The sequence below is a fragment of the Streptomyces sp. NPDC001717 genome, assembly GCF_042892775.1.
In the GTDB taxonomy this organism is placed as follows: Bacteria; Actinomycetota; Actinomycetes; order Streptomycetales; family Streptomycetaceae; genus Streptomyces.
On the sequence record NZ_JBIAUK010000001.1, the window covers coordinates 905,790 to 932,048 of the forward strand.

Genomic DNA, 26,259 nt, shown 5'->3' on the forward strand with positions numbered 1-26,259 from the left:
GTGCCCCGGTGCGGTGGCACTGCCGAACGGAAGAGATTCGCTTGCGCAAGCTCACGTACTTCATCGCCACCACCGTCGACGGCTTCATCGGAGCCCCGGACGGCGATGCCGATTTCATCTACGCGTTCGTCGACCCCGAGTTCGTCGACCACCTGAAGGTCGAGTACCCGGAGACCATCTCCGCCGGCGGGCGCGAGCAGCTCGGGATCGCGGACGCCGCGTCCAAGCGCTTCGACACGGTGATCATGGGGCGGAACACGTACGAGCCGGGCCTCAAGGTCGGCATGCCCAACCCCTACGGCCACATGCGCGAGCAGTACGTCGTCTCGCGCTCCCTGGTGGAGGCGCCGGACCCGCAGGTGCGGCTGATCAGCGGCGACCTCGTCGCCAAGGTCCGCGAGCTCAAGGCGCAGGACGGCCTGGACATCTGGCTCTGCGGCGGCGCCGACCTCGCGGCCCAGCTGGTGGACGAGATCGACGAGTACATCGTCAAGACGTACCCGGTGTTCGTGGGGACCGGCATGCCGATGTCCCGCGCCGGATTCGGGGTGCGCCCGCTGGAGCTCACCGGCTGCACCGCCCTCGGCGGCGGCCAGGTCATCACCTCGTACGCCGTCAAGCGCTGACCGGGCAAAAGCGGAAAACCGGCCTACCGTAGAGGTATGGCCGGTGAACAGCAGTGGCGCCCGCACGAGACGATCGCCCCGCACGCCGGGCACGAGCAGCAGACGTGCCCGACGTGCGGGAGCCCCGTCGACACGGTGCTCAGACGGCGCAAGTCACTGGGGATCTTCATCCCGTACTGGACCCCGGGCCCCTGTCGGAACCCGGAGTGCCCGGAGTACGCCGCCGCGGAGGGTTAGCGGGGGGCGCGGATCAGCCCTTCGACCCCAGGCCGGAGGCGACCAGGCCATTGGCCCACAGCTGGTTCACGCGCGACCGCTCGGTGCTGTTCGGGTAGGGGTTCGTGCACGACGTGCCCGGGCCGCCGCCCGACATCAGCTCGCTGCACGGGCCCGAGTAGTGGTCCGGCAGGCCGAGCACGTGACCGGTCTCGTGCGCGGTCACCCGGGTGGAGTCGTACTGCTGGTTCTGCCGGTAGTCCAGGAAGATGTAGCCCCGGCCGTGCCCGTCCGTGCTCGCGTACGAGCCGCGGGAGTCATTGCCCTCGCGGTACGAGAAGTTCCCGCCCGAGGACACCTCCTGCAGCTTGACGTTGGACACCGAGCTGTTCCATATCTGGGTGGAGCGGGCTATCTGCGTACGGAAGCTCGGCGCGCTGCGGGTGTTGTACGTGACGGTCACGGCCAGCACGCCGGGGTTCGCGGCGCGCTGCTCGGCGACCGAACGCTGCACGGCCTCGAAGAAGGCGCGGTTGGCGGCCTCGTTCTCCGTGGAGTTCGCGTACGCGGAGTACGTCGAGGCATTGCCGGCGGCGGGCGCGGCGCTGGCGGTCGGGGCGATTCCGCCGAGGGCGGCGGCGAGACCGAGGCCGATGGTTCCGGCCAGCGCGGCCTTACGGGAGTGGCGCATGTGGGGGAGCTCCTACTCGTCCGGTGCGGTGGGGGGTGGTCGTTCGGTACCGGAGTCTGCGGGAGCGAAAGCGGACGGCGGATGATGTCAGCCGCCGATAACGCGGCCTTATCGGGGAGGTTTCGGAAGGCCGACCTCCATGAGAATGGCGGGATTCGGGGGCCCGTTGACGGTGGTGCGGTTCGCCCGGCCCGGCCTACCCTCTGGGCATGGAGCTTGAGGTCAGGCACCTGCGGGCGCTGTGCGCCATCGCCGACGCCGGCAGTCTGCACAAGGCCGCCCGGCAGCTCGGCGTGAGCCAGCCCGCCCTGACGACTCAGCTGCGCCGCATCGAACGGGCCCTGGAGGGCGACCTGTTCCTGCGCGAGCGCACCGGCTGCCGGCCCACCCCCTTCGGGCACGCGGTCCTCGGCCGGGCCCGACCGCTGCTCGCCGACATGGCCGCGCTCGTCGCGGAGGCGCGGGCGCAGGCCCGCGGGCCGCGGCTGAGCATCGGCTCCACGGCCAGCCGCGCCCTGCCGGGGTGGCTGCGCCGGCTGCACCGGCGGCTGCCGGACACCGAGACCTCCCTCGTGGTGGACGTATCCGCCAACGCGCTGCTGCGGATGGTGGCTTCCGGGCAGCTGGACGTGGCGTTCGTGCACGAGGTGGAGGGCAGCCCGCTGACGGTGCCGGCGGGGCTGGAGCTGCGGGTGCTGATGGAGCGGGAGCCGCAGTTCGTGTCGATGGCCAAGGACCATCCGGCCGCGAGCTCGCCGGTGGTGGCGTTACGGGACCTCGCGCGGGACCGATGGACGGTGGACCCCTCGGTGGACGGCGAATGGGACGGCCTGCGGCGGGTGTTCGCGGGGGCCGGGCTCGACCCGCCGGTACTGCACGCGGACTACCACACGGCGACCTCGCTGATCGTCTCCGGCGAGGCGGTGGCGCCGTGCCAGCCGACGTCCGGGCCGCGGGACGACATGGCCATCCGGCCGTTGTGCGGGGATCCGCTGGCGGTGCGGCTGCTGTTGGCCACGCGGCCCGGGGCGCATGCGGAGGTCTTCGAGGACCTCCGCGCCGCGTACCGCGAAGCGGCCCTGCGCGCCGCGCCGTACCGTGCCTGGCTCCACCACCACGCAAGCCCCCTCCTGGAAGCGGCCTGACCCCACCCCCGGGCCTCCGCCCCGACCCCACCCCCGAGCCTCCGCCCGGGCCCCGCCCCTGGGCCTCCGCCCCAGCCCCGCCTCCGGGCCTCCGCCCCGGCTCCCGCCCCGAATGCCCGGGGCTCCGCCCCTCGGCCACCGCGCCTGAAGCGCGGCGCGGCTCAAAGACCTGGGGCTCCGCCCCAGACCCCGCGCCTCAAACGCCGGCGGGGCTGGATTTCGCTCCTGCCGTCCGCCCGGCGCGGCTGGATTGCCCGCAGGGCAACTTCAGCCCCTCCGGCGTTTGAGGAGCCGCCGGAGGCGAATCCAGCCCCGCCGGCGTTTGAGGCAGGGGCACCTCCCGGCGGTAGCCGGGGGAGGGTCCGGGCGGAGCCCGGGGAACGGTGGAAGGGCGGGGCGGGGAGAGGCTCCGCGCAGCGGCACCCGTAACCCCTCACCCCGCCCCGCGCCACTGCACCGGCCACTCCAGCCCGGCCCGCCGGCCCACGGCCTCGGCCCCGCCCGTGCCGCGCCCGCCGGCCCACGGCCTCGGGCCCGCCCGTGCCGCCGGGCGCGCTGGGCCTGCCCGCGCCCCCGCGAGACCGCCCCCCCGCGCGCCCCCCCGCGGAGCCCGTCATCGCATTCCCTTGACTTCGCGCAACCGCGATATATCGTGTTCATCAGAAGACGCGATATGTTGCGAGCGTCGCAAAGAGTCCGGCCCCCGCACGCACCGAGAAAGGATCAGCACCATGGCAGAGCAGAAGACGTGGTCGGTCGCCGAACCGCAGAAGCTCACCTTCGAGGAGCCGGTGACCGAGCTCCGCGTCCGGCTCGTGAGCGGTACGGTCAACGTCGTCGCGACCGAGGAAGGCCCCGCCCGCCTGGAGATCGCCGAGGTCGACGGGCCGCCGCTGTACGTGGTGCAGGAGGACGGCACCCTCACCGTCTCCTACGAGGACCTGCCCTGGAACGGCTCCCACGGCTTCAAGGAGTGGTTCGACACCAAGCCGTGGAAGGCGTGGGCCGGCAAGTTCGCCAACGGCCGCAAGGCCTGGGAGCGCAGCGCCGCGGTCACCCTCATGGTCCCCGCCGCGACGCACGTACGCGTCGGCGTGGTCGACGCGACCACGTTCGTGTCCGGGATCTCCGGCGGCACCGACGTCAACGGGGTGTCCGGCGACGCCACCCTCGTGGCTCTCTCCGGCCAGGTCAAGGCGCACACCGTCTCCGGCAGCGTCGAGGCCCAGTCCGTCACCGGCGAGCTGGGGTTCCACTCGGTCTCCGGCGGTCTCACCGTGGTCGACGGAACGGCGACGAACGTACGGGCCGACTCGGTCAGCGGTGACATGCTCATCGACCTGGACCTCGACCCGGTCGCGGCCCGGCCCGTGGACATCGCCCTCAACTCGGTCTCCGGCCAGGTCGCGATCCGCCTCCCGCACCCCGCCGACGCGCGCATCGAGGCCAACACCGCCACCGGCGGCGTCTCCAACGCCTTCGAGGACCTGCGGGTCTCCGGCCACCTCGGCTCCAAGCGGATCACCGGCACGCTCGGCGCCGGTACCGGCACGCTGCGGGCCACCACCGTCTCCGGTGGGATCGCGCTGCTGCGCCGCCCGGCCGCCGACACCGCGGAAACCCCCCTCGCGCTCGACAAGAAGGTGCTCTGACATGCCGCCCGTCTTCGCCCACGGCCGCCTCCGCCTCTACCTCCTCAAGCTCCTGGACGAGGCGCCCCGCCACGGATACGAGGTGATCCGCCTCCTGGAGGAACGCTTCCAGGGCCTCTACGCCCCCTCCGCGGGCACGGTGTACCCGCGCCTGGCCAAACTGGAGGCCGAAGGCCTGGTCACGTACGCCACCGAGGGCGGGCGCAAGGTGTACTCCATCACCGAGGCGGGCCGCGCCGAACTGGCCGACCGCTCCGGCGAACTCGCCGATCTGGAGCTGGAGATCCGCGACTCCGTGACGGAACTGGCCGCGGAGATCCGCGACGACGTCCGGGGGGCGGCGGGTGACCTGCGGCGCGAGATGAGGGCCGCGGCGTCCGCCTCGGCGACCCGGGTCGACGACGAGTCCTGGCAGACGATCAAGGAGGAGATGAGCAAGGCGCGCGCGGAGTGGAAGGAACAGGCGCGCCGGGCGAAGGACGAGAGCCGCCGGGCCCGCGAGGAGGCGCAGGCGGCACGCCGCCAGGCCAAGGAGGCGCAGGAGCGGGCCCGTGAGGAGGTCCAGCGGATCGCGGGGCAGCTGCAGGAGCAGCTCGCCAAGTCGGGTGGCGTGCTGGGGAATCTGGCCGGTGCGTGGCTGGGCGGTGGCAGTGGCAGTGGCAGTGGCGGTGGCGCCGGTGGCGGTACGTCGACTGCGCCTGCCGGGGCCGCCGCCACCACCGCGGCGGCGGACTGGGCCGAGGACCTGGTCCCGTCCGGGGACCCGGCCCGCGACCTGGACCGGCTGCTGGACCGCTTCCGCGACGAGGTCCGCGATGCGGCGCGCGACCACGGGGTGACGGCGGCACGGGTGGCCGAGGCCCGGGCCGACCTCGCGGCGGCGGCGGCCCGGCTGTCGGCGACCTTCCGCGGCAAGGCGTAGGCCCGGCCGCGGCGCCGCCGCCGGGGCTCCGCCCCGGACCCCGCGCCTCAAACGCCGGCGGGGCCGGGTGGGGCCCCGAGCGGTCCGATTCGCCCCGTGGACCCCTCAGGCCGCCAACGTCGATTCCGCCGTCGTGTACGTGACCCCGTGGTCCGTCAGGACCTCGGAAGGGGTGCCGGGGCGGGAGAGGAGGGCCAGGAGCAGGTGCAGGGTGCCGATGTGGCGGTCCTTGCGGCCCAGCGCGATGCGCAGGGACTGTTCCAGGGCCTTCTTCGCGCCCTGCGTGAAGGGGACGTGACGGGCCTCCGGTTCCGGGCGGCCCAGGGCCGAGCGGAGCGAGGAGCCCAGGGTGCGCTTGCGCGGCGCGGGGGAGGACAGGGCTCCCTCGCCGTGGGTCTCCTCCACGCGGGAGATGATTTCGGCGAGGTCGATGCCCAGGTCCGCCAGGGCCTCCTCGTCCGCCCTGGACATGCCGCCCCGGCGGCGGGCCGCGGCGAGGTCCGCGGTCACCGCGGCCCGGTCGACGCCCAGGGGGTCCAGGGCGCCCAAGGCCAGCAGGGAGAGGAGCAGGTGTTCCTCGGTGACCGTGGCGGCGCCCGCCTGCCGGGCCTCGTCCACCGCGCCCTTCACGGTGGACCGGGCCTCACTCGTGAATCGCTCGAACATCAAAGCCTCCCGTGCTTCTTGTGCACGGCCTGCCGGCTCACGCCCAGCTCGGCCGCGATCTCCTGCCAGGACCACCCCTGCGCGCGGGCGCTGCGTACCTGTACGGCCTCCAACTGCTCCAGCAGTCTGCGGAGGGCGGCCACGGCACGCAGGCCCACGCGCGGGTCACGGTCACCGGCCCGTTCGGCGAGATCGGTAGCTTCCGTCATGTGTGTCAATGTAGGTTGACGCGGGAGGGTCGTCAACCCCGGTTGACGCGCATGACCGGGCGGCGGGCTTCAGGGCTTCAGGGCTTCAGGGCGTCAGGACCACCTTGCCGAAGAGATCGCCCGACGCGACCTTCTCGAAGCCCTCGCGAGCCCGGTCCAGCGGCAGGACCTCGTCGATGACCGGCCGCAGGCCCGTCGTGGCGCAGAACGACAGCAGGTCCTCCAGCTCGTCCTTCGAGCCCATCGTCGAGCCGACGACCTTCAGCTCCAGGAAGAAGATCCGGGTCAGCTCGGCGTGCGCCGGGCGGTCTCCGCTCGTGGCGCCGGAGATGACCAGGGTGCCGCCGGGGCGCAGGGACTTCACCGAGTGGGACCAGGTCGCCGCGCCGACCGTCTCGATCACCGCGTCGACGCGGTGCGGGAGGCGGGCGCCCGGCTCGAAGGCGTCCGCCGCCCCCAGTTCCACGGCCCGCTTGCGCTTGGCCTCGTCGCGGCTGGTGGCGTAGACCCGCAGGCCGGCCGCCTTGCCCAGGGCGATGGCGGCGGTCGCGACCCCGCCGCCCGCGCCCTGGACCAGGACGGAATCCCCGGGGCGGACGCCCGCGTTGGTGAAGAGCATGCGGTACGCGGTCAGCCAGGCCGTCGGAAGGCAGGCGGCCTCCTCGAAGGACAGCTCGGCGGGCTTGCGCAGCACGTTCCAGGCGGGCACGGACACCTGCTCGGCGAAGGTGCCCTGGTAGCGCTCGGTCAGGATCGAACGGGGCTCGTCCGGGCCGACTCCGTGGCCGCTCTGGCCGATCACGGAGTGCAGGACGACCTCGTTGCCGTCCTGGTCGATCCCGGCGGCGTCGCAGCCGAGGATCATCGGGAGTTTCTCCTCGCCGAGACCGACCCCGCGCAGCGACCACAGGTCGTGGTGGTTGAGGGAGGCGGCCTTGACGTTCACGGTCACCCAGCCGGGCCGGGCCTCGGGCGCGGGGCGTTCGCCCAGCTCGAGGCCGTTCAGCGGCTGGTCACGGTCGATTCGGGCGGCATAGGCAGCGAACATGACGCGACGCTACCGCTGGGTAGGTGCGGGGTTCCAGCCCCTCCGGGACCGGGACGGTGAGGTCTTCGTCGCACCGTGCCGGTACGAAAGCGGGCGGGGCCCGGCCGGATCACTCCGGCCGGGCCCCGCCCGTACTGCTCAGCCCGGTGCTCAGGTCAGGCGGGCCACGCCGTCGGCCTTGGCCGCGGCGGCCACGGCCGTGGCGACGGCCTCGGCGACGCGCGTGTCGAACGGCGACGGGATCACGTAGTCGGCGGTGAGCTCGTCGTCGGCGACGACACCGGCGATGGCGTCGGCGGCCGCGATCTTCATGTTCTCGGTGATCCGGGAGGCGCGGACCTTGAAGGCGCCCGCGAAGATGCCCGGGAACGCCAGAACGTTGTTGATCTGGTTCGGGAAGTCCGAGCGACCGGTGGCCACGACCGCCGCGTACTTGTGCGCGACGTCCGGGTGGACCTCCGGGTTCGGGTTCGCCATGGCGAAGACGAAGGCGTCCTTCGCCATCGAGGCCACGGCCTCCTCCGGAACGGTGCCGCCGGAGACGCCGATGAAGACGTCCGCGCCGGCCAGCGCCTGCTCCAGCGAACCGGTCTGGCCGGTCTTGTTGGTCAGGCCCGCGATCTCCGCCTTGACGTCCGTCAGGTCGGTGCGGTCCGCCGAGACGACGCCCTTGCGGTCGGTGACGCAGACGTCGCCGATACCCGCGTCCACGAGGATCTTCGCGATGGCGATGCCCGCGGCGCCGGCGCCCGAGATCACGGCGCGCAGGTCGCCGAGCGTGCGCCCGGTGAGCTTCGCGGCGTTGCGCATGGCGGCCAGCGTCACGATGGCCGTGCCGTGCTGGTCGTCGTGGAAGATCGGGATGTCGAGGGCCTCCTGCAGGCGGCGCTCGATCTCGAAGCAGCGCGGAGCGGAGATGTCCTCCAGGTTCACGCCGCCGAAGGACGGCGCGAGGCGGATGACCGTCTCGACGATCTCGTCCGTGTCCTTGGTCGCGAGCGCGATCGGAACCGCGTCGACGCCACCGAACTGCTTGAAGAGGATTGCCTTGCCCTCCATCACGGGGAGGGAGGCCTCGGGACCGATGTCACCGAGTCCGAGCACGGCCGTGCCGTCGGTGACGACGGCGACCACGTTGGACTTCCAGGTGTACTCGTTCACGAGCTCGGGCTGCTCGGCGATGGCGGTGCACACCTTCGCCACGCCCGGCGTGTAAGCCAGGGACAGGTCGTCCTTGTTGGTGACCGGGACGGTGGCCTGGACGGCCATCTTGCCGCCCCGGTGCAGCGCGAACACCGCGTCCGGGTTGTTGTCCGTAACGCTGCTGTCGCTGCGAGGGTTGACGATCTCCGCTGCCACTTGATGTGACCCCTTAAGTCCTTTGAATCGTTGAGGGTGGCCACTCCTGGTTAAGGGGTGGGCGGGCACCGAGTACGTACTCCGCTTCGACGGTTGGCCCGTCTCCGCGGAGGGGAGGTTCGTACGCGCGGGCGCGCCGCACGCGCGCCCTGAGCCCCGGATGAGGGGTGTAAGGATCTGTTCTACCCGAAGAACGCTCACCCAGACGAGTCGATTCCGCCTCGACTGTAGGTCTTCTGTCCCGCTTTTGGCCAAAAGTCCAAAGCTTGATGTCCGACAGGCGAGACGGACAGAAGAAACTCTTGAGAAAACCCCTGGTCACGGCAGTATCTGCGGCATCGACGGCCCTGCTCCGCAGTCCTGTTGGGTCACCCCCGTCGCCCGTTATGCGATTTTGACCTGACGGGCACCCTGAATGTCTCAGTCCGAATGGCAAGATGCCGTAATCACACAAGGTCGCGACACCCGATGGTGCGTGTCCGACCGCTTCTCGATCCTTTTCCATCAGCCGGAGGAACGAAGCCATGACCGCAAGCACCACCCGTCGTACGACCGCCGCCCGGTCCCGGATCGCCGCGGTCGGCGCGATCGCGGTCGCCGGCGCCCTGGTCCTCACCGGCTGTGGCGACCAGACGAAGAGCAGCTCCTCCTCGACCCCCTCCGGTGGCACGCAGAAGGACAGCTCCGCCCCGCTCTTCTCGGCCCTGCCGAAGAAGATCCAGGACGCCGGTGTCATCAAGGTCGGCACGGACTCCGCCTACGCCCCGATGGAGTTCGTCGAGAACGGCAAGATCGTCGGTGTCGACCCCGACATCGCCGAGGCGCTGGGCAAGCAGCTCGGTGTGAAGTTCCAGTTCACCGCGGGCACCTTCGACGGCCTGATCACCTCGATCTACACGGGCCGCGAGGACGCGATCATGTCCTCGATCACGGACAACAAGAAGCGCCAGGAGGGCCTGGACGACAAGGGCCAGAAGATCGGCAAGGGGATCGACTTCGTCGACTACTTCTCCTCCGGCCTCTCGCTCCTCGTCAAGAAGGGCAACCCCGAGGGCATCAAGTCCATGGACGACCTCTGCGGCAAGACCGTGGCCGTCCAGCGCGGCACGATCTACGAGGACACCTTCAAGGCCCAGGCCGAGAAGTGCGGCGACAAGAAGCTCACCATCCAGGCCTTCGACACCGACGCCGAGGCGCAGACCCGCGTCAAGGCCGGCGGCGCCGTCGCCGACCTGAACGACTACCCGGTCGCCGCCTACACGGTGAAGACCTCCGGTGGCGGCAACGACTTCGAGATCGCCGGCCAGCAGAGCGACGTCGGCCTCTTCGGCATCGGCGTGAGCAAGGAGAACACCCAGCTCCGCGACGCCCTGAAGCAGGCCCTCGACGCCGCGATCAAGGACGGCTCCTACGCCAAGGCGCTGGAGAAGTGGAACGTGCAGGACAGTGCCGTCAAGTCCGCGACGATCAACGCCGGCCAGTAGGTCAGTCCCGCCCCACGCTTCACGCTCCACTGAAGGGCAGTCATTGTGACTGACAAGATCGAAAAGGGTCCGGCCGACAACCCGCCGGCCGGACCCGGCGCCTCGGGTACCCCGTACGAGGCCATCAAGGCGATTCCGGTGCGGCACTACGGCCGCTACGTCAGCGGCGTGATCGTCGTCGCGCTGCTGGGCTGGATCGTCTACGCGTTCGCCAACGGCAACGTCATCTGGGCGACGGTCCGTGACAAGCTGTTCGACCCGGCGGTCCTGAGCGGTCTCGGCAACACCGTGATCATCAGCGTCTCGGCCATGGCGCTGGGCCTCGCGCTCGGCATCCTGTTCGCGGTGATGCGCCTGTCCAAGAACCCGGTGACGGGCGCCGTCTCCTGGCTCTACATCTGGTTCTTCCGCGGCACCCCGGTGTACGTCCAGCTGCTGGTGTGGTTCAACCTGTCGCTGATCTTCCAGTACATCAACCTCGGTCCGATCTACAAGAACTACACCGTCGACGTCATGACCCCGTTCATGGTCGCCCTCCTGGGCCTCGGCCTGAACGAGGGCGCCTACATGGCGGAGATCGTCCGGGCCGGCATCCAGTCGGTCGACGAGGGCCAGACCGAGGCCGCCCACGCGCTCGGCATGTCGCAGACGAAGACCATGCGCCGGGTCGTGCTCCCGCAGGCGATGCGCGTGATCATCCCGCCGACGGGCAACGAGTTCATCAACATGCTGAAGACCTCGTCCCTGGTCTCGGCGGTGCAGTACACGGAACTCCTGCGGGCCTCGTCGAACATCGGCAACACGGCCGGTGCCATCATGGAGATGCTGTTCGTGGCCTCCTTCTGGTACCTGGCCCTGACCAGTGTGTTCAGCGTCGGCCAGTACTACCTGGAGCGCCGCTTCGCCCGTGGTTCCAGCCGGAACCTGCCGCCGACGCCGTTCCAGCGTCTGAAGGCCAACCTGAACATGTTCCGCCGCACGGAGGTCGCGCGATGACCGCTCAGCCGATGGTCAAGGCCGAGGGCGTCCACAAGTCGTACGGCGCCGCCCACATCCTCCGCGGGATCGACCTGGAGGTCGCCCCCCGTGAGGTCTTCTGCCTGGTCGGTCCGTCCGGCTCCGGCAAGTCGACCTTCCTGCGGTGCATCAACCACCTGGAGCGCATCAACGCCGGCCGGCTCTCGGTCGACGGCCAGCTGGTGGGGTACAAGCAGAAGGGCGACAAGCTCTACGAGCTGAAGGACAGCGAGGTCGCGGCCCAGCGCCGGGACATCGGCATGGTCTTCCAGCGCTTCAACCTCTTCCCGCACATGACGGCCCTCGAGAACGTCATGGAAGCCCCGGTCATGGTCAAGGGCGAGTCCAAGGCGGTGGCGCGCGAGCGCGCCGTGCGCCTCCTGGACCGCGTGGGCCTCGGAGACAGGGCCGGGAACTACCCCACCCAGCTCTCCGGCGGTCAGCAGCAGCGCGTGGCGATCGCCCGCGCGCTGGCCATGGAGCCGAAGCTGATGCTCTTCGACGAGCCCACCTCGGCGCTCGACCCGGAGCTGGTGGGTGACGTCCTGGACGTCATGCGGGACCTCGCCGAATCGGGCATGACCATGATCGTGGTCACGCACGAGATGGGCTTCGCCCGCGAGGTCGGCGACAACCTCGTCTTCATGGACGGCGGCGTCGTCGTGGAATCCGGCAATCCGCGCGACGTGCTGGGCAACCCCCAGCACGACCGCACGAAGGCGTTCCTCTCCAAGGTGCTCTAGCGCTCCGCGGGAACGGCGAAACGGAAAGGGGCGGTACGGACATCCGTATCGCCCCTTTCCGCTGCCGCCGGAAAATTACTGCTTCAGGCCTAGGACCAGTGCGTCCGAGGGGGAGCGCCAGACCGCACGGGCCTCGGCGAACCCGGCGTCGAGGAGCGTGCGGACGTGCCAGGCCTCCGGCGGGGTGTCGCCGTCGGCGTGCTCCCCGTAGATCGCGAAACGCCGCTTGACCGGCTCGGCCAGCAGCGGGTCCGCGGCGGCCAGCGCCCACCACTCGCGCCAGTCCGCGACCCCGGCCGCCTTGGCCCCGTCCATGGCGGCGTGCCGGTGGGCGTGCTCGGCCGCGTCGATGCGGGGGGTGGCCGGGTCGGGCATGTGGTCGGCGTTCATGAACACCCCGCCCGGCGCCACCAGCGGCGCGAGCTGCCCGTAGAGGACGGCGAGGTCCTCGCTGTGCAGCCAGTGCAGGGCCGTGGCCGTCAGGACCGCGTCGTACGTCTCGTGGGGGAGCGCGGCGCGCCAGTCGGGGTCCTTGAGGTCGGCGGTGACGAAGGTGACGCGCGGGTCGCCGGCGAAGTGCCCCCCGGCGATCGTCAACAGGGCCGGGTCGAGATCGACGCCCGTACTGGTGGCTCCCGGGAACCGCTTGAGGACGCGGTCCGTAATACTTCCCGTACCGCACGCGAGATCAAGTACCCGGGGGGTGGGGCCGACCAGCGCCTCGACCATGTCCAGCATCACCCGGAACCGCTCCTCGCGGTCGGGCATGTACCACTCCTGCTGCCGGTCCCAGCTGTCCTGCCAGGCCTGCCAGTACCCCGCGGTGTTGTCGGGTGTTGCCGTCGTCGCCGTATCCGCCATCACGAACCCCTCCGTACGTAATACCCTCGAAGACGTCTCAGCTCTTACCCCGAGACACTAATCCGCATCCGTAAGGACTACAAGTGGAACTGGCCCATTACTCGGACTTCGCCGTGCGCCTGGTCAACACCGAGGAGCCGGCCCGCAACAAGGACTCGCTCACCTCGGTGGACGCCGTCCGCGCCCTGTTCGGCGACAGCCAGCAGATGGCCCGCCGCGTCACCGACACCGACGTGACCCGCTTCCGCAACGTCCGCGCCCGGCTGCGCGCCGTCTTCGAGGCCGCCGACGGCGGCGACCACGTCCTCGCCGTCGACCTCCTGAACTCCCTGCTCATGGAGTTCCCCGTCAGCCCCCAGGTCTCCGGCCACGAGACCCTCGACGAGACCGGACGCCCCGACTGGCACATCCACCTCGCCGACCACCCCTCGAACGCGTCGGCCGGCTACGCCGCCATCGCCTCCTTCGGGCTGGCCTTCCACCTCACCGCGCACGGCCCCGACCGCCTCGGCCTCTGCCAGGCCGCCCCCTGCCGCAACGCCTACCTCGACACCTCCACCAACCGCTCCCGGCGCTACTGCTCCGACCGCTGCGCCACCCGCGCCAACGTCGCCGCCTACCGGGCCCGCAAGCGACTGGAGGCCGAGGCGTCCGCCCGCAACGGCCGCAGCGCCGACACCGCCCAGGACAGCCACGCCCTCAGCGAACGCTGACCCTCCTCGCGCGCCCGTAGCCGCAACACCGCCGTCGCCAGCACCAGCTCGTCGGGAACCGGCCCGTAGACGGTGCTGTCGCCGGTCTCGTTGTACGGGTTGTCGCCCAGCACCCACCAGCAGCCGCCCGGCCGCCGCTCCGTCGCCCGCTTGACCACCAGCAGGTCCTGCTGGAAGGGGTGGCGCAGCACGACCACCGCACCCGGCCGCACCCGGGCCCCGTAACGGACCAGCAGTTGGTCGCCGCTCAGCAGCGTGGGCACCATCGACGCCCCCGTCACCTCGACCAACCCGAACTGCTTCCGCGGGCGTCTGTTCTCCACCATCCGTGTCCTCCTCGTCACACGCGCATGCTGCCGCACCGTCCCGTACGTTCGCTCACCGGTCCGGCCGAGCACCTGGACTTTTGTCCTAAGCCCATGGGGGCGCCCGCGAAATCCTCTTCTCCAGCGAGTAATCTCCCCCTTGAGAAGACGATCACGAGGAGGACACACTCCAATGCTTTCCCGCCTCTTCGCCCCCAAGGCGAAGGTCTCCGCCCACTGCGACCTGCCGTGCGGCGTGTACGACCCTGCCCAGGCCCGCATCGAGGCCGAGTCCGTCAAGGCCGTGCAGGAGAAGTACCAGGCCAACGACGACGCCGACTTCCGCGCGCGCGCCATCACCATCAAGGAGCAGCGCGCCGAGCTCGCGAAGCACCACGTCTCGGTGCTGTGGAGCGACTACTTCAAGCCCCCGCACTTCGAGAAGTACCCGCAGCTGCACACCCTGGTCAACGACACCCTGAAGGCCCTCTCGGCCGCCAAGGCGTCGAACGACCCGGCGACCGGCGCGAAGGCCCTCGAGCTCATCGCCGAGATCGACCGCATCTTCTGGGAGACCAAGGCCGCCTGATCCGGCGCCCCGCACACCCGGTGCACCGTGCGCGCCGCTGCCCGGCGCGCACGCGAGAACGGCCCGACCGCCTCATGGCGGTCGGGCCGTTCTCGTCGTCGCGGGCGTTTCCGCCGGCGCCCGCGCTCACTCGTCGGCGTCGTCGTCCTCGTCGTCCAGACGCGCCAGCCAGGTCGCCAGGCGCTCGACCGGGACCTCGAAGTCCGGGTTCAGGTCGACGAAGGTCCGCAGCTGCTCGGCCAGCCACTCGAAGGTGACCTCCTCCTCGCCGCGCCGCTTCTCCAGCTCCTCGATGCCGCGATCGGTGAAGTACAAGTCGGGCTCCGTGTCCAGGGGGGTGTTTCCCGCCAGGATAATCCGCCCGTCGCCGGGAACCTCCCGCCGGCGGCGGCCCCGGGTCTAGCCTGGACGCCTCACGAGCGGGGGGCGCGGATGACGGACGGGCGCACGGGCGGGTCCGGACGCGCCTACGAGCTCCTGGAGCCCCTCGTTCTGGCCGCGACCGTACGCGTCCACGAGCCGCCGGACGGGTATGGAACCCCTGGGCCCGGGGCCACCTGGGGCAGCGGCTTCTTCATCGCCCCCGGCTGGGTCCTGACGTGCGCGCACGTGGTCGGCGAAGGGGGTGGGGCCACCATGCGCATCACCGGGCGCGAGGTCGGCATCACCTTCCCCTCCGGCGCCGGCGGCGCCACCTGCACCGTCGTCGGGCGCGTGGAACGCGTGCTGCCCGAACGGCTGGAGGAACGGCGTCCCGCCAGGGGCGCCCTGTGGGACCTGCCCGACCTGGCCCTCGTGAAGGTGCTCTCGCCCGTCTCGCACGCCTGCGTCTGGCTGACCGACCGCTCCAGGCCCCGCTTCGACGAGGCCGCCTACTTCGGATGCACCGAGGACCTCGGCACCCCCGAGATCACCGGGCGCACCACCCGGCTGCTCGGCATCGCGGGCAACGGCGCCGCCATCCGGCTCGGCGACGACGACGAGATCGAGCCCGGGATGTCCGGCGGGCCCGTGGTCGACCTCGCCCGCGGCGAGGTCGTCGGCGTGGTCAAGGCCCGCCGGCACAGCGGTGGCGGCGGACTCGCCGTGTCCGTGGTCCAACTGAGGACCCTGCCGGCGGCCGAGCACGGGCAGGGAGGGCTCTACCACCGCGTCATGCAGGCCCACGATCGCCACCACTACGACGAACACCTCAGCGACCTCGACACCCGCCGGACCTGGACCGACGTGCAGGACGAGCTCGCCGCCCCGGACGGCGACCCGTACGGCGGCCGCGGCCGGCTCGCCCCCGGCGAACGCGCCACGCTGTTCGGGCTGCTCGCCGAACTGCCCCCGCCGGGCTCCTCCGAGGCCGTGCGCGCCCTCGTCGAAGCGGCCCGCGGGGAGGAACCCGACCCCCATCCGCCCGCCCCACTGAGCTGGCGCGACGGGATCGGCATGCTGTACGACCCGCCGAGCGGGCGCGGCGAGGCCGAGGCGATGCTCCGCTACGCCACCGACGTGAGCGTGGCCGACCACCGCGAGCCGTCCCCCTCCGGCGCGGACGAGGACCTGTGGGAGTGGACCCGGGCCGCCGCCGTCCGGCTGTGGCGCCCCCAGCGGCGCGAACTGGGCGAACGCCGGGAACGAGGCCTGCTGGACCGGGCGGAGCGCATGCGCGCCCCGGCCGGGCGGGTGCAGCGCGGCCCCGCCGCCCGACAGCAGAGCGGCCTGCCCGCCGGGGCCTCGGCCCTGCTGGAGCTGTGGGCACACGCCTGGGAGACCGACCTGTACGACTGGCGGGTCTCGGTGCTCGCCGGCCCCGCGCACCCGGGACGGCTGACCCCGGTGGACTCGGGCGTACGGGCCCTGATGCGGGAGCTGCCCGAGGTGCTGAGGGCCCCGCTCGCCGAGGCCTTCCGCCGGGCGGACACGGACGAGGCGCCCGCCATGCTCGAAGTCGCCGTCGACCCGGAACTGTTCGGAGCCGCCGTGGACGACTGGAAGCTGGCGGGCGGCCTGCCCGTGGGGGTACAGCGGCCGGTCGTCTTCCGGTGGGCGGCCGGCAGCCGGCCGCCCACGCCCGCGGCCGCCGCCCGGTGGGCCCGCGTCCAGGCGGGACCGGCCCTGGACGAACGGGCCGACTGCGTGCGCGGCCGCCCCCGCAGCCCGTCCCCGTTGTGGCTGGCCGGGCTCCCCGACAACACGGTGCCCGTCCACTGCCGGGCCCCGGCGCGGGAACCGGCCCTCGGCTCGCTGCACGCCGTACGGGACGCCGGCTACGGGGTCGTGATGCTGCGGCGGCCCCCCGCCGACCCGGCGGCACCGTGCGCGCCGTACCACCGCGGGCAGCGGGAGGAACTGGGCGACGCCCTCCGTGGCGAGGCACTGCCCGGACGCCTGCAGCTCCTGCGCAGACGGATGTACGAGGCGGATCCCGACGCCTACTGGGCCGCGGGATCGGGACTGGTGTGGGAGGACCCGGCGCGGCCGCTGCCGGACGACGAGCCTCTGCAAGGCGATCTGTGACGGCGCGGCGGGACTCGAAGAGGGAGCAGTCCATGAACGACGAGTGGCTCATCTACCGCGGTGTCGGCGAACCCCACGACGGGATCGACGCACTGCCCGACCCGCCGCCCTGGCGGGACTTCGACGGCGCCCCCGCCGGCGAACCGGACGACCCGGAAGCACCCGACGGCGCGCCCCCGGCCGCCCGGCCCGCCGACGGGGCCATCGCCCGGCGGCTCGGGGCCCACCGGCAGGCCGCCGAACTGCACCGGCCCGAGCCCGAGGAACTGGAGGCCATCAACGCGGCGTTGTACCTGCGGCGGCCCCTGCTCGTCACGGGATTCCCCGGCACCGGCAAGTCCACGCTCGCCCACGCGGTGGCCCACGAGCTGAAGCTCGGCCGGGTGCTGCGCTGGCCCGTGGTCTCGCGGACCGTGCTCCAGGACGGCCTGTACCGCTACGACGCCCTCGCGCGCCTCCAGGACGTGCAGATCGCCGCGAGCGGAGGCGCCCGCGCCGCAGGCCCCGGCGGCGTGCCCGGGATCGGGAAGTACATCCGGCTGGGACCGCTGGGGACGGCCCTGCTGCCCACCGAGCGGCCCAGGGTGCTGCTGATCGACGAGCTCGACAAGAGCGACATCGACCTGCCGAACGACCTGCTCAACGTGCTGGAGGAAGGCGAGTTCGCCCTCCCCGAGCTCGAACGGGTCGCCGACACCGAACCCGAGGTGCGGGTCCTCACCGACGACGGCGCGAAGGTGACCGTCCGCGGCGGCCGCGTCCGGTGCCGGGCCTTCCCCTTCATCATCCTGACCAGCAACGGCGAACGGGACTTCCCGGCCGCCCTGCTGCGCCGCTGCATCCAGCTCAAACTCGGCCAGCCCGGCGAGAAGCGGCTTGCCACCATGGTCCGCGCCCACCTCGGCGAGGAGGCAGCCCGCTCGGGCGCCGACCTGATCCGGGAGTTCCTCAGCCGCTCCCAGTCGGAACTCGTCGCCGCGGACCAACTGCTCAACGCCGTCTACCTCACGCACTACGCGGCCCCGCCCACCCGGGAGGACCTCGCGGACCTGCTCATCCAGCGCCTCGACCGCCCGAGGTGACCGGCCGTGCCCGAACCCGACCCAACCGCGCCCGAACCCACCGCCCCCGCCTCCGCCGTGCCCGAACCGGCCGCACCCGCCATCCGTGAACTCGCCGCGCTGCTCGGCGCGGCCGGGCTCGACCCGTCCCCCGAGGAGATCGCCGACGCGCTGTGGCTCGCCGGGCGCATCCGGCGCCCGGGGGAGCGGACCGAAGCCGCCCCGGGGCGGGTGCGCGCGCCCGGGACCGAGGAGGAGGGAGAACCGGTCAGGCCGCCCCCGACCGAGCCCGAACGGGCCGAGCCGGAGGAGGACCAGGTCAGGCTCTACGCACCCGGATCCCACCCGCCCGCGGAAACGGAAACGCAAGGGCCCGGGTTCCCCGGACGGTCCGCCGTGCCCGTACGTGTCCCGGGCGCCGCCGCGCTGCCCCGGATCCTCGACATCCAACGGGCCCTGCGCGCCCTCCAGCGGCACCGGCCGCCCGCCCCGCCCACCCGCAGGGTGCTCGACGAACCGGCCACCGCCGAGGCCAGCGCACGCGCCCTCGGACTGGTGATCCCGGTGCTCAGGCCGGAGAGCCGGCGCGAAGCGATCGTACGGCTGGTGATGGACGCCTCGCCCTCGATGGCGGTCTGGCAGGACATGTTCGAGGAACTGCGCTCCGTCTGCGAACGGCTCGGCGCCTTCCGCGACGTCCAGGCGCACTACCTGCACCGGCTCGACGACGGCACGGTGGTCCTCGGCCGAGGCCCCGTCGCGGGCGCCGGAGCGCGCTCCGCGGACCAACTGCGCGACCCGACCGGACGGGCCCTGACCATGGTGGTCTCCGACTGCGCCGGACCCATGTGGCGCGAGGGATCGGCCCAGCGGCTCCTGCACCGGTGGGCCGAATGCACCCCCTGCGTGGTCGTCCAGCCGCTGCCGCAGCGGCTCTGGGGACGCAGCTGGCTGCCGACCGAGCGCGGCACCCTCGCCCGGGTCGAGGGAGGCGGCGGGAAGCTGCGGTTCCGGCCCGACCGGCCGCCACTGCCCGGACGGCTCACCGGCGGGCTGACCGTGCCCGTCCTGCCGCCGAGCGCCACCGCCCTCGGGGCCTGGGCCCGCCTCGTCGCCGGCCTGGGCAGCGGACCGGTACCGGCCGAGGTCGGCCGGGTGCTCGCCGACCACCCCGGCGCGCCCCCGCCGCCGCCCAGGGCCGCCCGGCCGCCGCGCGAACTGGTGGCCCGGTTCCGCTCCTCGGCCGCGCCCCGGGCCGTACAACTCGCCGTGTACCTCTCGGCCGCCCCGCTCACCCTGCCCGTTATGCGGCTCGTGCAGCGCACGATGCTGCCCGACTCGGAGCCCTCGGACCTCGCCGAGGTGCTGCTCGGCGGCCTGCTGCGGCGCACCGGACCGACCGCCGACCAGTGGTACGAGTACGTGCCCGGAGTACAGGACGTACTGCTGGGCCCGCTGGGGCGGGACGAGGCCGCGCTGGTGCTCAAACACTGCTCGGAGTACGTACTGGCGCACTTCGGCCGGGGCGTGCGCAACTTCCCCGCGCTGGCCGTCTCCCAGCTCACCGGAGCGCCGGCCCCCGCCGCCGAGGCCCCGCCGGACGCCGCCGCCGGGGAACGCCCCGGCAGGCTCCCGCAGGCCTTCGCCGAGGTCTCCGCGAAGGTCGTACGCCGCTACCTCCCGGGGATCCCCGGAGAGGAACCGGGAGAGGACGCGCCGGTCCGGGCACCGCTGCCGCCGCCGGTACGGGCCCGGGCCGTACGGGCCGCCCGCGCCCGGCTCGCCGACGGCGCCATCGACGGCGACCCGCGGACGCTGTACGAGGCCGTGGCCCTGCTGCGACGCGCGGTCGCCGCCCCGCCCGGACCCGGGGACCCGCCGGAGGAGGCCGAGACCGAGCTGGCCGGGGCGCTGCTGCGACTGTGGGCCGCCCAGCGGGACCCGGAGCTGCTCACCGAGGCCGAGCGGGCCCTGAACGGCACGCGGAGCCCGCACGCGCGGGCCGTACGGGGCCGGGCGCTGTACGAACGGGCCCTGGCGGCCGTACCCGACGGAGAGCTGCTGGAGGCGGCCGACCGGGAGTTCGCCGCGGCCGGCGCCGCCACGGAGGACCCGCGGCTGCGCCGGGACTGCGCCGTCCGGCGGGCCGACACCCTGATCCGGCTGAGCGCCCTGCGCGAGGACCCCTCCGCCCTGCGCGAGGCCCGCGCCGCCCTCGAACCCCTGGCGGGCGCCGCCCCCGGCCCGAGCCCGGTCTTCGTCCCGCACCCCGAACTGCAACTGGCCCTGGGCCGCGTCCTGCTGGCGCTGCTGCCGCACACCCCGGACCCGGCCGACCGCACGGCCCTCGCCGAGGAGGCCGCGGCCCGCCTGGCCACGGCCCTCACCGCCCTCCTCGCCGGCCCCGACACCGCACGGGTCGCGGCCGTGCGGGTCGAGCTGGCGGGAGCGCTGCGCCACCTGCCCTGGCGGCTGGGGGAGGCGGCCGGGCAGCTGGCCACCGCGCTGGAGGAAGCCGGCGGGGACCAGGAACTGCGGGTGTCCGCGCTGGTGTGCCAGGCCCGACTGCACCGCGCGCGGTACGCGCGGGACGCGGACCCGGCGGCACTGGAGGACGCGGCCGAGGCCTACGGCCGGGCCCGGCGTCTGATCCCCCGCGACGCGGAGGCCTTCGCGGAACTCCTGCCCGAATGGGGCGACGTACTCCTGGAGCGGGCACGCGCCGCCGACGGGCGCCGGTTCACCGGCGCGGCCGTGCGCGTACTGCGCGACAGCCGGGCGGCGGTCCCGCAGTCCGACCCCGGGTCCGCACACCGACTGCGGCGCCTGGCCACCGGCCTGCGGCTGCGCCACGCCTACGAGGGCGACACGGTGGACCTGCTGGAGGCGGAGCACCTGCTGGAACTCGCCGCCCGGCAGAGCCGGAGCCCCCTCGACCGGGCCCGGGCCCTGCGGGACCACGGCGACGTACAGCAGGAGATCCACGCCCACACCCGGGCCGTGGACCGCCTCGACCGGGCGGCGGACTCCTACCGGCGCGCCTGGCGGGCGGCCCTGGAGGCCGACCGGGCCGACCGGTTGGAGCACGGGGAGCGCGAGGAGCACGAGGAGCGCGCGGACAGCGCTCTCAGGCTGGCGGCCCACGTGCAGGAGCTGCGCGGAGGGGTCCTGGAACGCCTCGCCCGTCCCAGGGCGGCCCTCGACGCGTACCGCTCCGCACTGGACCTGTGGACGCGACTCGGCCCGGACGCAGACGAGGAGCGGCGCGAAGCCCTGCGCGCCCGCACGCGTGCCCTCGAAGCAGACCTCTGAGCAGTTTCCGCACGCCGGAGGAGGGGAAAGGGCAGTGGACCATCGAAGGCGCAGGAATCCGAACCAACAGGGGGACGGGCAGCCCATGGTGACTCAGCATCAGGAAGCGGTCGCGCGCCGCGAGTGCTCCGGAAGGCTGCCGGACCTCTCCGGGCTGGACCTCGCCGCGCTGCGCGGGATCGACGACTCCGTGCTCGCCCACGTGATCGAGGGCATGGTCGAGCGCGTGACGCACCCGGCGGAAATCCTGAATGCCTACGACGACCCGGGGACGTGACGTCCGGCCACGCGGTTTGACCACTTTCCGCCGTTAGCCGGGACCTGCCGAGGGGCAGGGATGGACCGTCCGCAGCGGGGAGGTGCAGCGATGAGCCGGACGATCACGAGCGGCAGCGGCGCGGACCCGAGGGGCCGGGGCGAGGAGCGGCTCGTGAGCGCCGTGCCCGCCGCCTTCCACGTGCCCTCCCGCACGCTGCGGGCCCTCGCCTCCACCGAGCCCAGCGCCGACGGCACCCGGCTCGTGCGCGACGTACGGCGCTCCAAGCGGCTGCTCCTGCTGCGCGCCGTCCTCGACGCCGCCCCCGGCGGCCGCTCCGGGGCCGCCGCCGACCACTGGGCCCTCCTGGAGGAGGCCGAGCGCCGCGACCCCGACGCGGTGCGCGACGTACTGCACTACCCGGCCACCGGGGTCTGGGCCGAGGAGACCCTGCGCCGCCTGCACGCCCCCTCCGGCCCCCCGGCCGACCTCGGTCACCTCGGGGCCCTCGCCGTCGCCGCCGCCCTGCGCGCCCGCATCGCCTTCACCCACACCCTGCGGCCCCTGCACGGCCGCCTCGTACTGCCCACCCTCGGGCTGCTGCGCCCGGACCGCCCCGGCCCGCTCACCCTCACCGAACGCTCCTGGGACCCCGAGGACCCCGGCATCCTGCCCCTGCACGCCCTCCCCGGCGGCCGCACCGCCCTCGACGACCTCGACCCCTACCGGGCACCCGGCCCCGCCCGCCCCGCACCCGTCCGGCCCGCCCGCCGGCTCACCCCCAGGGGCCACAAGCGCTGGGACACCCAGTGGACCGGCGCCCTCACCCTGCTCCAGCGCTACGACACCACCCGCGCCCAGGAGACCGTCCAGCTGCTGCGCTCCGTCGTACCGCTGGGCGGCGGCTCCCGGTCCAGCGGCGCCACCCTCCCCGCCGCCGCGGGCTCCGTCCTGGCCCGCGCCCAGGCCCCGCCCGCGCTGGCCGCTACCCTCGTCCACGAGGTGCAGCACGGCAAACTGACCGCCCTCACCGACGTCCTGACCCTGCACACCGCCGACCGCACGCCCCGCCACTGGGCCCCCTGGCGGGGCGACCCGCGCCCACTGGAGGGCCTCCTCCACGGCACCTACGCCCACCTCGCCCTCGCCGGGTACTGGCAGCACGCCGCCCTCTACGGGGCCCGCGGCGCCTGGGCCCAGCACGCCCGGATCCGCGCACAGGTGGCCGCCGTACTGCCCGTGCTGTGCTCGCACGAACGACTGACCCCCGCCGGACGGGAGTTCACCGACGCAATGGCCGCCGCGGAACGGGCCATGGACGGACTCCCGCCCCCCGGCGACCAGCACGCCGCCGCCCGCCGGGCCGTCGACCGCGAACGCCGCGCCTGGTGCCAGGAACACCCCGAACTCGCCGTGTTCGTCGGGGGTTGACGGACCGTCCGCTGCGGTAGGTTTTCAACCCCGTCCACTGCCACTGCCCGGATTCCAGGGAGACGGCCGCATGACCACCGGTACTCGGCAGGACCAGGGCCCGGCCACCGGCCCGCAGCGCTTCGTCATCAGCTTCGCGGGCTTCAACCGCCCCTGGGCCGTGTGGATCGCCCACCGCCTGGAGGAGCACGGCCACCGCGTCTCCCTCCAGCGCTGGGACCCGCAGAACAGCACCGGCCTCGACCAGGCCCTCGACGACCTCGCCCGTTCCGGCAGCCGGGTCCTCCTCGTCCTGTCCGAGCGGTACTTCTCCGCCGGCACCCACACCGACGAGGAGTGGAACGCCGCCCTGCGCACGGTCACCGACGACCACCCCGACCGGTTCGCGGCGGTCTGCCTCACCGACGCGCCGCTGCCCAGCGCCGTGGCCGTGCTGGAGAAGACCGACCTGTGGGGCCTGGACGCCTACGAGGCCGAATACCGCGTGCTGCGCCGTCTGGAGCTGCCCACCGACCGGATCGGCACCGAGACCGGCCGGCGCGGGCCCCGCTTCCCCAACGACCCGCCCGAGATCTGGGGCCGCGTCCCGCGCCGCAACCCCCGGTTCACCGGCCGCAACGACGTCATCGGCACCCTGCGCGAAGCCCTCGCCGAAGCCCCGCCCGGCGCGTCCACCGTCACCCTCCTCGGGCTCTCCGGCGTCGGCAAGACCCAGGTCGCCACCGAGTACGCCTACCGCTTCGCCTCCGAGTACGACGTCGTGTGGTGGGTCCCCGCGGAGGACCGGCCCACCCTGCGCGAACGCCTCGCCGACCTCGCCCCCGCCCTCGGCCTGCCGCGCGGCGCGGGCAGCTACGGCGAGCAGATCCGGGCCGTACTGGAAGCGCTGCGGAGAGGATCCCCGTACAGCCGCTGGCTGATGGTCTTCGACGGCTGCGACAACCCCGACGACCTCATCGACCTGCTGCCCTCCGGCGCGGGCGACGTCATCATCACCTCCCGCAACCGCGAATGGGCCACCCGGCACACCAGCCTCGTCGAAGTCCCCCTCTACGCCCGGCCCGAGTCCGTCACCTTCATCCGCCGCCGGGCCCGCCGCCTCACCACCGACGAGGCCGATCAGCTCGCCGAGGCGCTGGAGGACTACCCGCTCGCCCTCGACCAGACCGCCGGCTGGCTCGCCGACTCCCCGCTGACCGTCGGCGACTACCTGGCGCTGCTCCAGCGCCGGCTGGACTCCCGCGAGGCCGTCACCGTCTCCGACGACTACCCGCTGCCGTTCCCCACCGCCCTGGCCATACTCCTGAACAACGTACGGGAGGACTTCCCCGACGCCCTCGCCCTGCTCAGGCTGTTCGTCTTCTTCGCCCCCGGCCCGGTGCCGCTGCGCCTGCTGCGCGAGTTCCCCGCCGACGACGTGCCCGAACAGCTCGCCGGGCTGATCAACGACCAGATCCGGTGGAACGCCGCGCTCAACAAGCTCGTCCAGTTCTCCGTCGTCCGCCTGGAGTACTCGGACCTGTCCGTCGACGAGGGCGGCGGCGGCCTGGAAACCGTGCAGCTGCACCGCATGGTCCACGGCATCGTCCGCGAGAACCTCTCGGAGGAGGAGGCCGAGCCGCTCTCCCGCGCCGTCCGCCAGGTCCTCGCCGCCGCCGACCCCGGCCGGCCCGCCGACTCCCGGCTCTGGCCCCGGTACGCCGAACTCATCCCGCACCTGGGCCCCTCCGGCGTCGTCACCAGCAGCAACCCGCGCATCCAGACCTTCCTGCTGCACTGCCTGCGCTACCTCATCCTCGCCGGCGAGTACCGCACCTGCCTGAGGCTGTCCGAGGAGACCGACCAGGTCTGGCGGACCATGCTGGGCGAGGACCACCCCAAGGTCCGCGAACTCAGCTACCACTACGGCGGAGCCCTGCGGAACCTCGGCCTGTTCCGGCGTGCCGAGATCCTCACCCGGGCCCGCTCCGTCGAACTCACCGAGGAACGCGGCGACCGGGACCTGGAAACCCTGCGCGCCAGCAGCTCGTACGGCGGGGTCCTGCTGTGCATCGCCAAGTTCGAACCGGCCAGGGAGATCTTCGAGCACTGCCTGAACACCTACCGCGAACTGCTCGGCGAGGACGACTCCACCACCCTGGCCGCCCAGAACAACCTCGCCGCCACCTACCGCCTCCTCGGCCGCTACCAGGACTCCTACGACCTCGACCTGGACACCCTGCGCCGCCGCGAACGCGTCCTGAAGGCCCACCACATCTCCACCCTGTCCTCGGGCATCGCCTGCGCGATGGGACTGCGGCTGATGGGCCGCTACCGGGAGGCGCAGACCCGCCAGGAACAGGGCCTCAAGGTCAACACCCAGGTATTGGGACTCGACCACCCGCAGACCCTGCGGGCCGAGCACAACCTCGGCATGTGCCTGCGCCGCTCCGGGGACATCGCCGGCGCGGGCCAGCGGCTGCGGATCGTGTGGGAGCGGGCCACGCGCGTCTTCGGCGTCGACTACCCGTGGACGCTGATGGTGGCCTCCGACTACGCGACGTACCTGCGGGAGTACGGGGACGTCGGCGAGGCCCGCCGGATCTCCGAGGACGTGGTCCGCGGCTACCAGTCGCAACTCGGCCTCGCCCACCCGTACAGCATCGGCACGGTCGGCAACCTGGGCCTGATCCTGCGCGCCCAGGGCGAACGGAGGGAGGCCCTCTCCCTCGCCGAACAAGCGCTGGTCGGCATGCGGGGCGCGCTCGGCGACCGCCACCCGTGGACGCTGGGCTGCGCGCTGAACGCCACCGGGCACCGCAACATCACCGGGCACCGGGAGGACGCCCTGTCCCTGAGCCGGGAGACCCTGCGCGGCGCGGAGGAGGTCCTCGGCCCCGACCACCCGATGACGCTGAGCGCGCAGATCGCCCTGGCCGCGGACCTGCGCTCCGTCCGCGAGGACGAGGAGGCGGGCAAGCACGAGGACGCGGGCATCAAGGCCCTCACCCGCACGTTGGGCGCCCAGCACGTCCACACCATCTCGGCGAAGCAACGAGTCCGCCCGTACTGGGACTTCGAGCCCCAGCCGTAGGCGGTACGCCCGCCCCGCGTTCGGGGCTTTCACCCCCTCTGCCCGCGCCTGCAGTTCGGCGGTTGCCCACCCGCCCCCTCGGGTGCGGGTGGGGTGTGGCGGGTGTCCTCGCGGGAGGGGGTTCTCATTCTTCGGGCGGGGGATCCGGGGGTGGCGCTGCCCGGCGAGGGTGCTGAGTGCGGCGGGGGTGGGGTTTGTCGGTGCCCCGGCCGGTCGGCAGCCAGAGAGGGTTGGGATTTCCCGTCAGTCCCACTGTCCTTCCGCGTCGGGCCGGTCTGTCAAGGGCGCTCCCTGCGGTCGCGTCGCTGCGCGATCGCCTTCGGCGACCCTTGACAGACCGACCCGCCACGGAAAGACAAGGACCAACGGGAA

At 72.9% G+C, this 26,259-nt stretch carries 24 protein-coding genes; 16 read left to right on the plus strand and 8 right to left on the minus strand.

Going from position 1 to position 26,259, the window contains the following annotated elements; all coding sequences use genetic code 11:
• Positions 1–41 precede the first annotated feature (41 nt).
• Both ACFYZL_RS04345 and ACFYZL_RS04350 read left to right on the plus strand, forming a co-directional pair.
• Positions 42–626, plus strand: a complete 585-nt coding sequence (locus ACFYZL_RS04345; protein ID WP_384756897.1) for a dihydrofolate reductase family protein — start codon at positions 42–44, stop codon at positions 624–626.
• Between the two features lie 36 nt (positions 627–662).
• Positions 663–863 (plus strand): hypothetical protein, encoded by a 201-nt coding sequence (locus ACFYZL_RS04350; protein WP_384584586.1) that lies wholly within the window; start codon positions 663–665, stop codon positions 861–863.
• A 13-nt stretch (positions 864–876) separates the two neighbouring features.
• On the opposite strand, the gene snpA is transcribed toward ACFYZL_RS04350, so the two are convergent.
• Positions 877–1,533 (minus strand): snapalysin, encoded by a 657-nt coding sequence (snpA, locus tag ACFYZL_RS04355; protein ID WP_384756894.1) that lies wholly within the window; start codon positions 1,531–1,533, stop codon positions 877–879.
• A gap of 209 nt (positions 1,534–1,742) precedes the next feature.
• Here snpA and ACFYZL_RS04360 point away from each other — a divergent pair, with 209 nt between their 5' ends.
• From ACFYZL_RS04360 to ACFYZL_RS04370, 3 genes are all read left to right on the plus strand, one after another.
• Positions 1,743–2,678 (plus strand): LysR substrate-binding domain-containing protein, encoded by a 936-nt coding sequence (locus ACFYZL_RS04360; protein ID WP_384756891.1) that lies wholly within the window; start codon positions 1,743–1,745, stop codon positions 2,676–2,678.
• A 731-nt stretch (positions 2,679–3,409) separates the two neighbouring features.
• Positions 3,410–4,330, plus strand: coding sequence for a DUF4097 domain-containing protein (locus tag ACFYZL_RS04365; RefSeq protein ID WP_388675798.1), 921 nt, complete (start codon positions 3,410–3,412; stop codon positions 4,328–4,330).
• 1 nt (position 4,331) lies between these two features.
• Positions 4,332–5,252, plus strand: coding sequence for a helix-turn-helix transcriptional regulator (locus tag ACFYZL_RS04370; RefSeq protein WP_388675801.1), 921 nt, complete (start codon positions 4,332–4,334; stop codon positions 5,250–5,252).
• Positions 5,253–5,357: 105 nt separating this feature from the next.
• Here ACFYZL_RS04370 and ACFYZL_RS04375 read toward each other — a convergent pair whose 3' ends face one another.
• The 4 genes from ACFYZL_RS04375 to ACFYZL_RS04390 all read right to left on the minus strand — a co-directional run bounded on the left by ACFYZL_RS04375 (position 5,358) and on the right by ACFYZL_RS04390 (position 8,534).
• Positions 5,358–5,918 (minus strand): Clp protease N-terminal domain-containing protein, encoded by a 561-nt coding sequence (locus ACFYZL_RS04375; protein ID WP_388675804.1) that lies wholly within the window; start codon positions 5,916–5,918, stop codon positions 5,358–5,360.
• Positions 5,918–6,127 carry a helix-turn-helix domain-containing protein gene (locus ACFYZL_RS04380; RefSeq protein ID WP_042818984.1) on the minus strand — a complete coding sequence of 70 codons (210 nt, stop codon included), beginning with the start codon at positions 6,125–6,127 and terminating at the stop codon, positions 5,918–5,920. Before ACFYZL_RS04380 ends, ACFYZL_RS04375 begins: the two co-directional genes overlap by 1 nt.
• Positions 6,128–6,212: 85 nt before the next feature.
• Entirely contained in the window at positions 6,213–7,175 is a 963-nt protein-coding gene (locus ACFYZL_RS04385) for a zinc-binding dehydrogenase (RefSeq protein WP_384737089.1), read from the minus strand.
• A 150-nt stretch (positions 7,176–7,325) separates the two neighbouring features.
• Complete coding sequence (locus ACFYZL_RS04390) at positions 7,326–8,534, minus strand: NADP-dependent malic enzyme (protein ID WP_388675809.1); 1,209 nt, start codon at positions 8,532–8,534, stop codon at positions 7,326–7,328.
• A gap of 524 nt (positions 8,535–9,058) precedes the next feature.
• Between ACFYZL_RS04390 and ACFYZL_RS04395 the strand changes: the two genes are divergently transcribed.
• Genes ACFYZL_RS04395 through ACFYZL_RS04405 form a run of 3 tightly spaced genes read left to right on the plus strand, consistent with a single transcriptional unit; the run spans position 9,059 to position 11,778 of the window.
• Positions 9,059–10,018 (plus strand): ABC transporter substrate-binding protein, encoded by a 960-nt coding sequence (locus tag ACFYZL_RS04395; RefSeq protein WP_384758053.1) that lies wholly within the window; start codon positions 9,059–9,061, stop codon positions 10,016–10,018.
• A 45-nt stretch (positions 10,019–10,063) separates the two neighbouring features.
• Positions 10,064–11,014, plus strand: a complete 951-nt coding sequence (locus ACFYZL_RS04400) for an amino acid ABC transporter permease (protein WP_384758056.1) — start codon at positions 10,064–10,066, stop codon at positions 11,012–11,014.
• A complete protein-coding gene (locus ACFYZL_RS04405) occupies positions 11,011–11,778 on the plus strand; it encodes an amino acid ABC transporter ATP-binding protein (RefSeq protein ID WP_384758059.1) in 768 nt (255 codons plus the stop codon). Before ACFYZL_RS04400 ends, ACFYZL_RS04405 begins: the two co-directional genes overlap by 4 nt.
• Before the next feature lie 75 nt (positions 11,779–11,853).
• On the opposite strand, the gene ACFYZL_RS04410 is transcribed toward ACFYZL_RS04405, so the two are convergent.
• Positions 11,854–12,639 carry a class I SAM-dependent methyltransferase gene (locus ACFYZL_RS04410; protein WP_384758062.1) on the minus strand — a complete coding sequence of 262 codons (786 nt, stop codon included), beginning with the start codon at positions 12,637–12,639 and terminating at the stop codon, positions 11,854–11,856.
• An 83-nt stretch (positions 12,640–12,722) separates the two neighbouring features.
• Between ACFYZL_RS04410 and ACFYZL_RS04415 the strand changes: the two genes are divergently transcribed.
• Positions 12,723–13,352 (plus strand): CGNR zinc finger domain-containing protein, encoded by a 630-nt coding sequence (locus ACFYZL_RS04415; RefSeq protein ID WP_384758065.1) that lies wholly within the window; start codon positions 12,723–12,725, stop codon positions 13,350–13,352.
• On the opposite strand, the gene sodX is transcribed toward ACFYZL_RS04415, so the two are convergent.
• Positions 13,256–13,678, minus strand: a complete 423-nt coding sequence (gene sodX / locus ACFYZL_RS04420) for a nickel-type superoxide dismutase maturation protease (RefSeq protein WP_384758068.1) — start codon at positions 13,676–13,678, stop codon at positions 13,256–13,258. The genes ACFYZL_RS04415 and sodX overlap by 97 nt on opposite strands.
• 172 nt (positions 13,679–13,850) lie before the next feature.
• Here sodX and sodN point away from each other — a divergent pair, with 172 nt between their 5' ends.
• Entirely contained in the window at positions 13,851–14,246 is a 396-nt protein-coding gene (gene sodN, locus ACFYZL_RS04425; protein ID WP_030709803.1) for a superoxide dismutase, Ni, read from the plus strand.
• A gap of 126 nt (positions 14,247–14,372) precedes the next feature.
• Here sodN and ACFYZL_RS04430 read toward each other — a convergent pair whose 3' ends face one another.
• Positions 14,373–14,561 (minus strand): DUF6104 family protein, encoded by a 189-nt coding sequence (locus ACFYZL_RS04430; RefSeq protein ID WP_030709801.1) that lies wholly within the window; start codon positions 14,559–14,561, stop codon positions 14,373–14,375.
• Positions 14,562–14,678: 117 nt separating this feature from the next.
• On the opposite strand from ACFYZL_RS04430, the gene ACFYZL_RS04435 reads away from it, so the two are divergent.
• The 6 genes from ACFYZL_RS04435 to fxsT all read left to right on the plus strand — a co-directional run bounded on the left by ACFYZL_RS04435 (position 14,679) and on the right by fxsT (position 25,887).
• Positions 14,679–16,754: a trypsin-like peptidase domain-containing protein gene (locus ACFYZL_RS04435; RefSeq protein ID WP_388675816.1), complete on the plus strand. Its 2,076-nt coding sequence runs from the start codon at positions 14,679–14,681 to the stop codon at positions 16,752–16,754.
• 32 nt (positions 16,755–16,786) lie between these two features.
• Entirely contained in the window at positions 16,787–17,836 is a 1,050-nt protein-coding gene (locus ACFYZL_RS04440) for an AAA family ATPase (RefSeq protein ID WP_384756962.1), read from the plus strand.
• 6 nt (positions 17,837–17,842) lie between these two features.
• The gene (locus ACFYZL_RS04445; protein WP_388675819.1) at positions 17,843–21,127 is read left to right on the plus strand and encodes an SAV_2336 N-terminal domain-related protein; all 3,285 of its coding nucleotides are present in this window, start codon (positions 17,843–17,845) and stop codon (positions 21,125–21,127) included.
• Positions 21,128–21,212: 85 nt separating this feature from the next.
• Positions 21,213–21,404 (plus strand): FxSxx-COOH cyclophane-containing RiPP peptide, encoded by a 192-nt coding sequence (gene fxsA / locus ACFYZL_RS04450; protein ID WP_384591933.1) that lies wholly within the window; start codon positions 21,213–21,215, stop codon positions 21,402–21,404.
• A gap of 90 nt (positions 21,405–21,494) precedes the next feature.
• Positions 21,495–22,814 (plus strand): HEXXH motif domain-containing protein, encoded by a 1,320-nt coding sequence (locus tag ACFYZL_RS04455; RefSeq protein WP_384756956.1) that lies wholly within the window; start codon positions 21,495–21,497, stop codon positions 22,812–22,814.
• Positions 22,815–22,884: 70 nt separating this feature from the next.
• Positions 22,885–25,887, plus strand: a complete 3,003-nt coding sequence (gene fxsT / locus ACFYZL_RS04460) for an FxSxx-COOH system tetratricopeptide repeat protein (RefSeq protein WP_384756952.1) — start codon at positions 22,885–22,887, stop codon at positions 25,885–25,887.
• Positions 25,888–26,259: the final 372 nt, after the last annotated feature.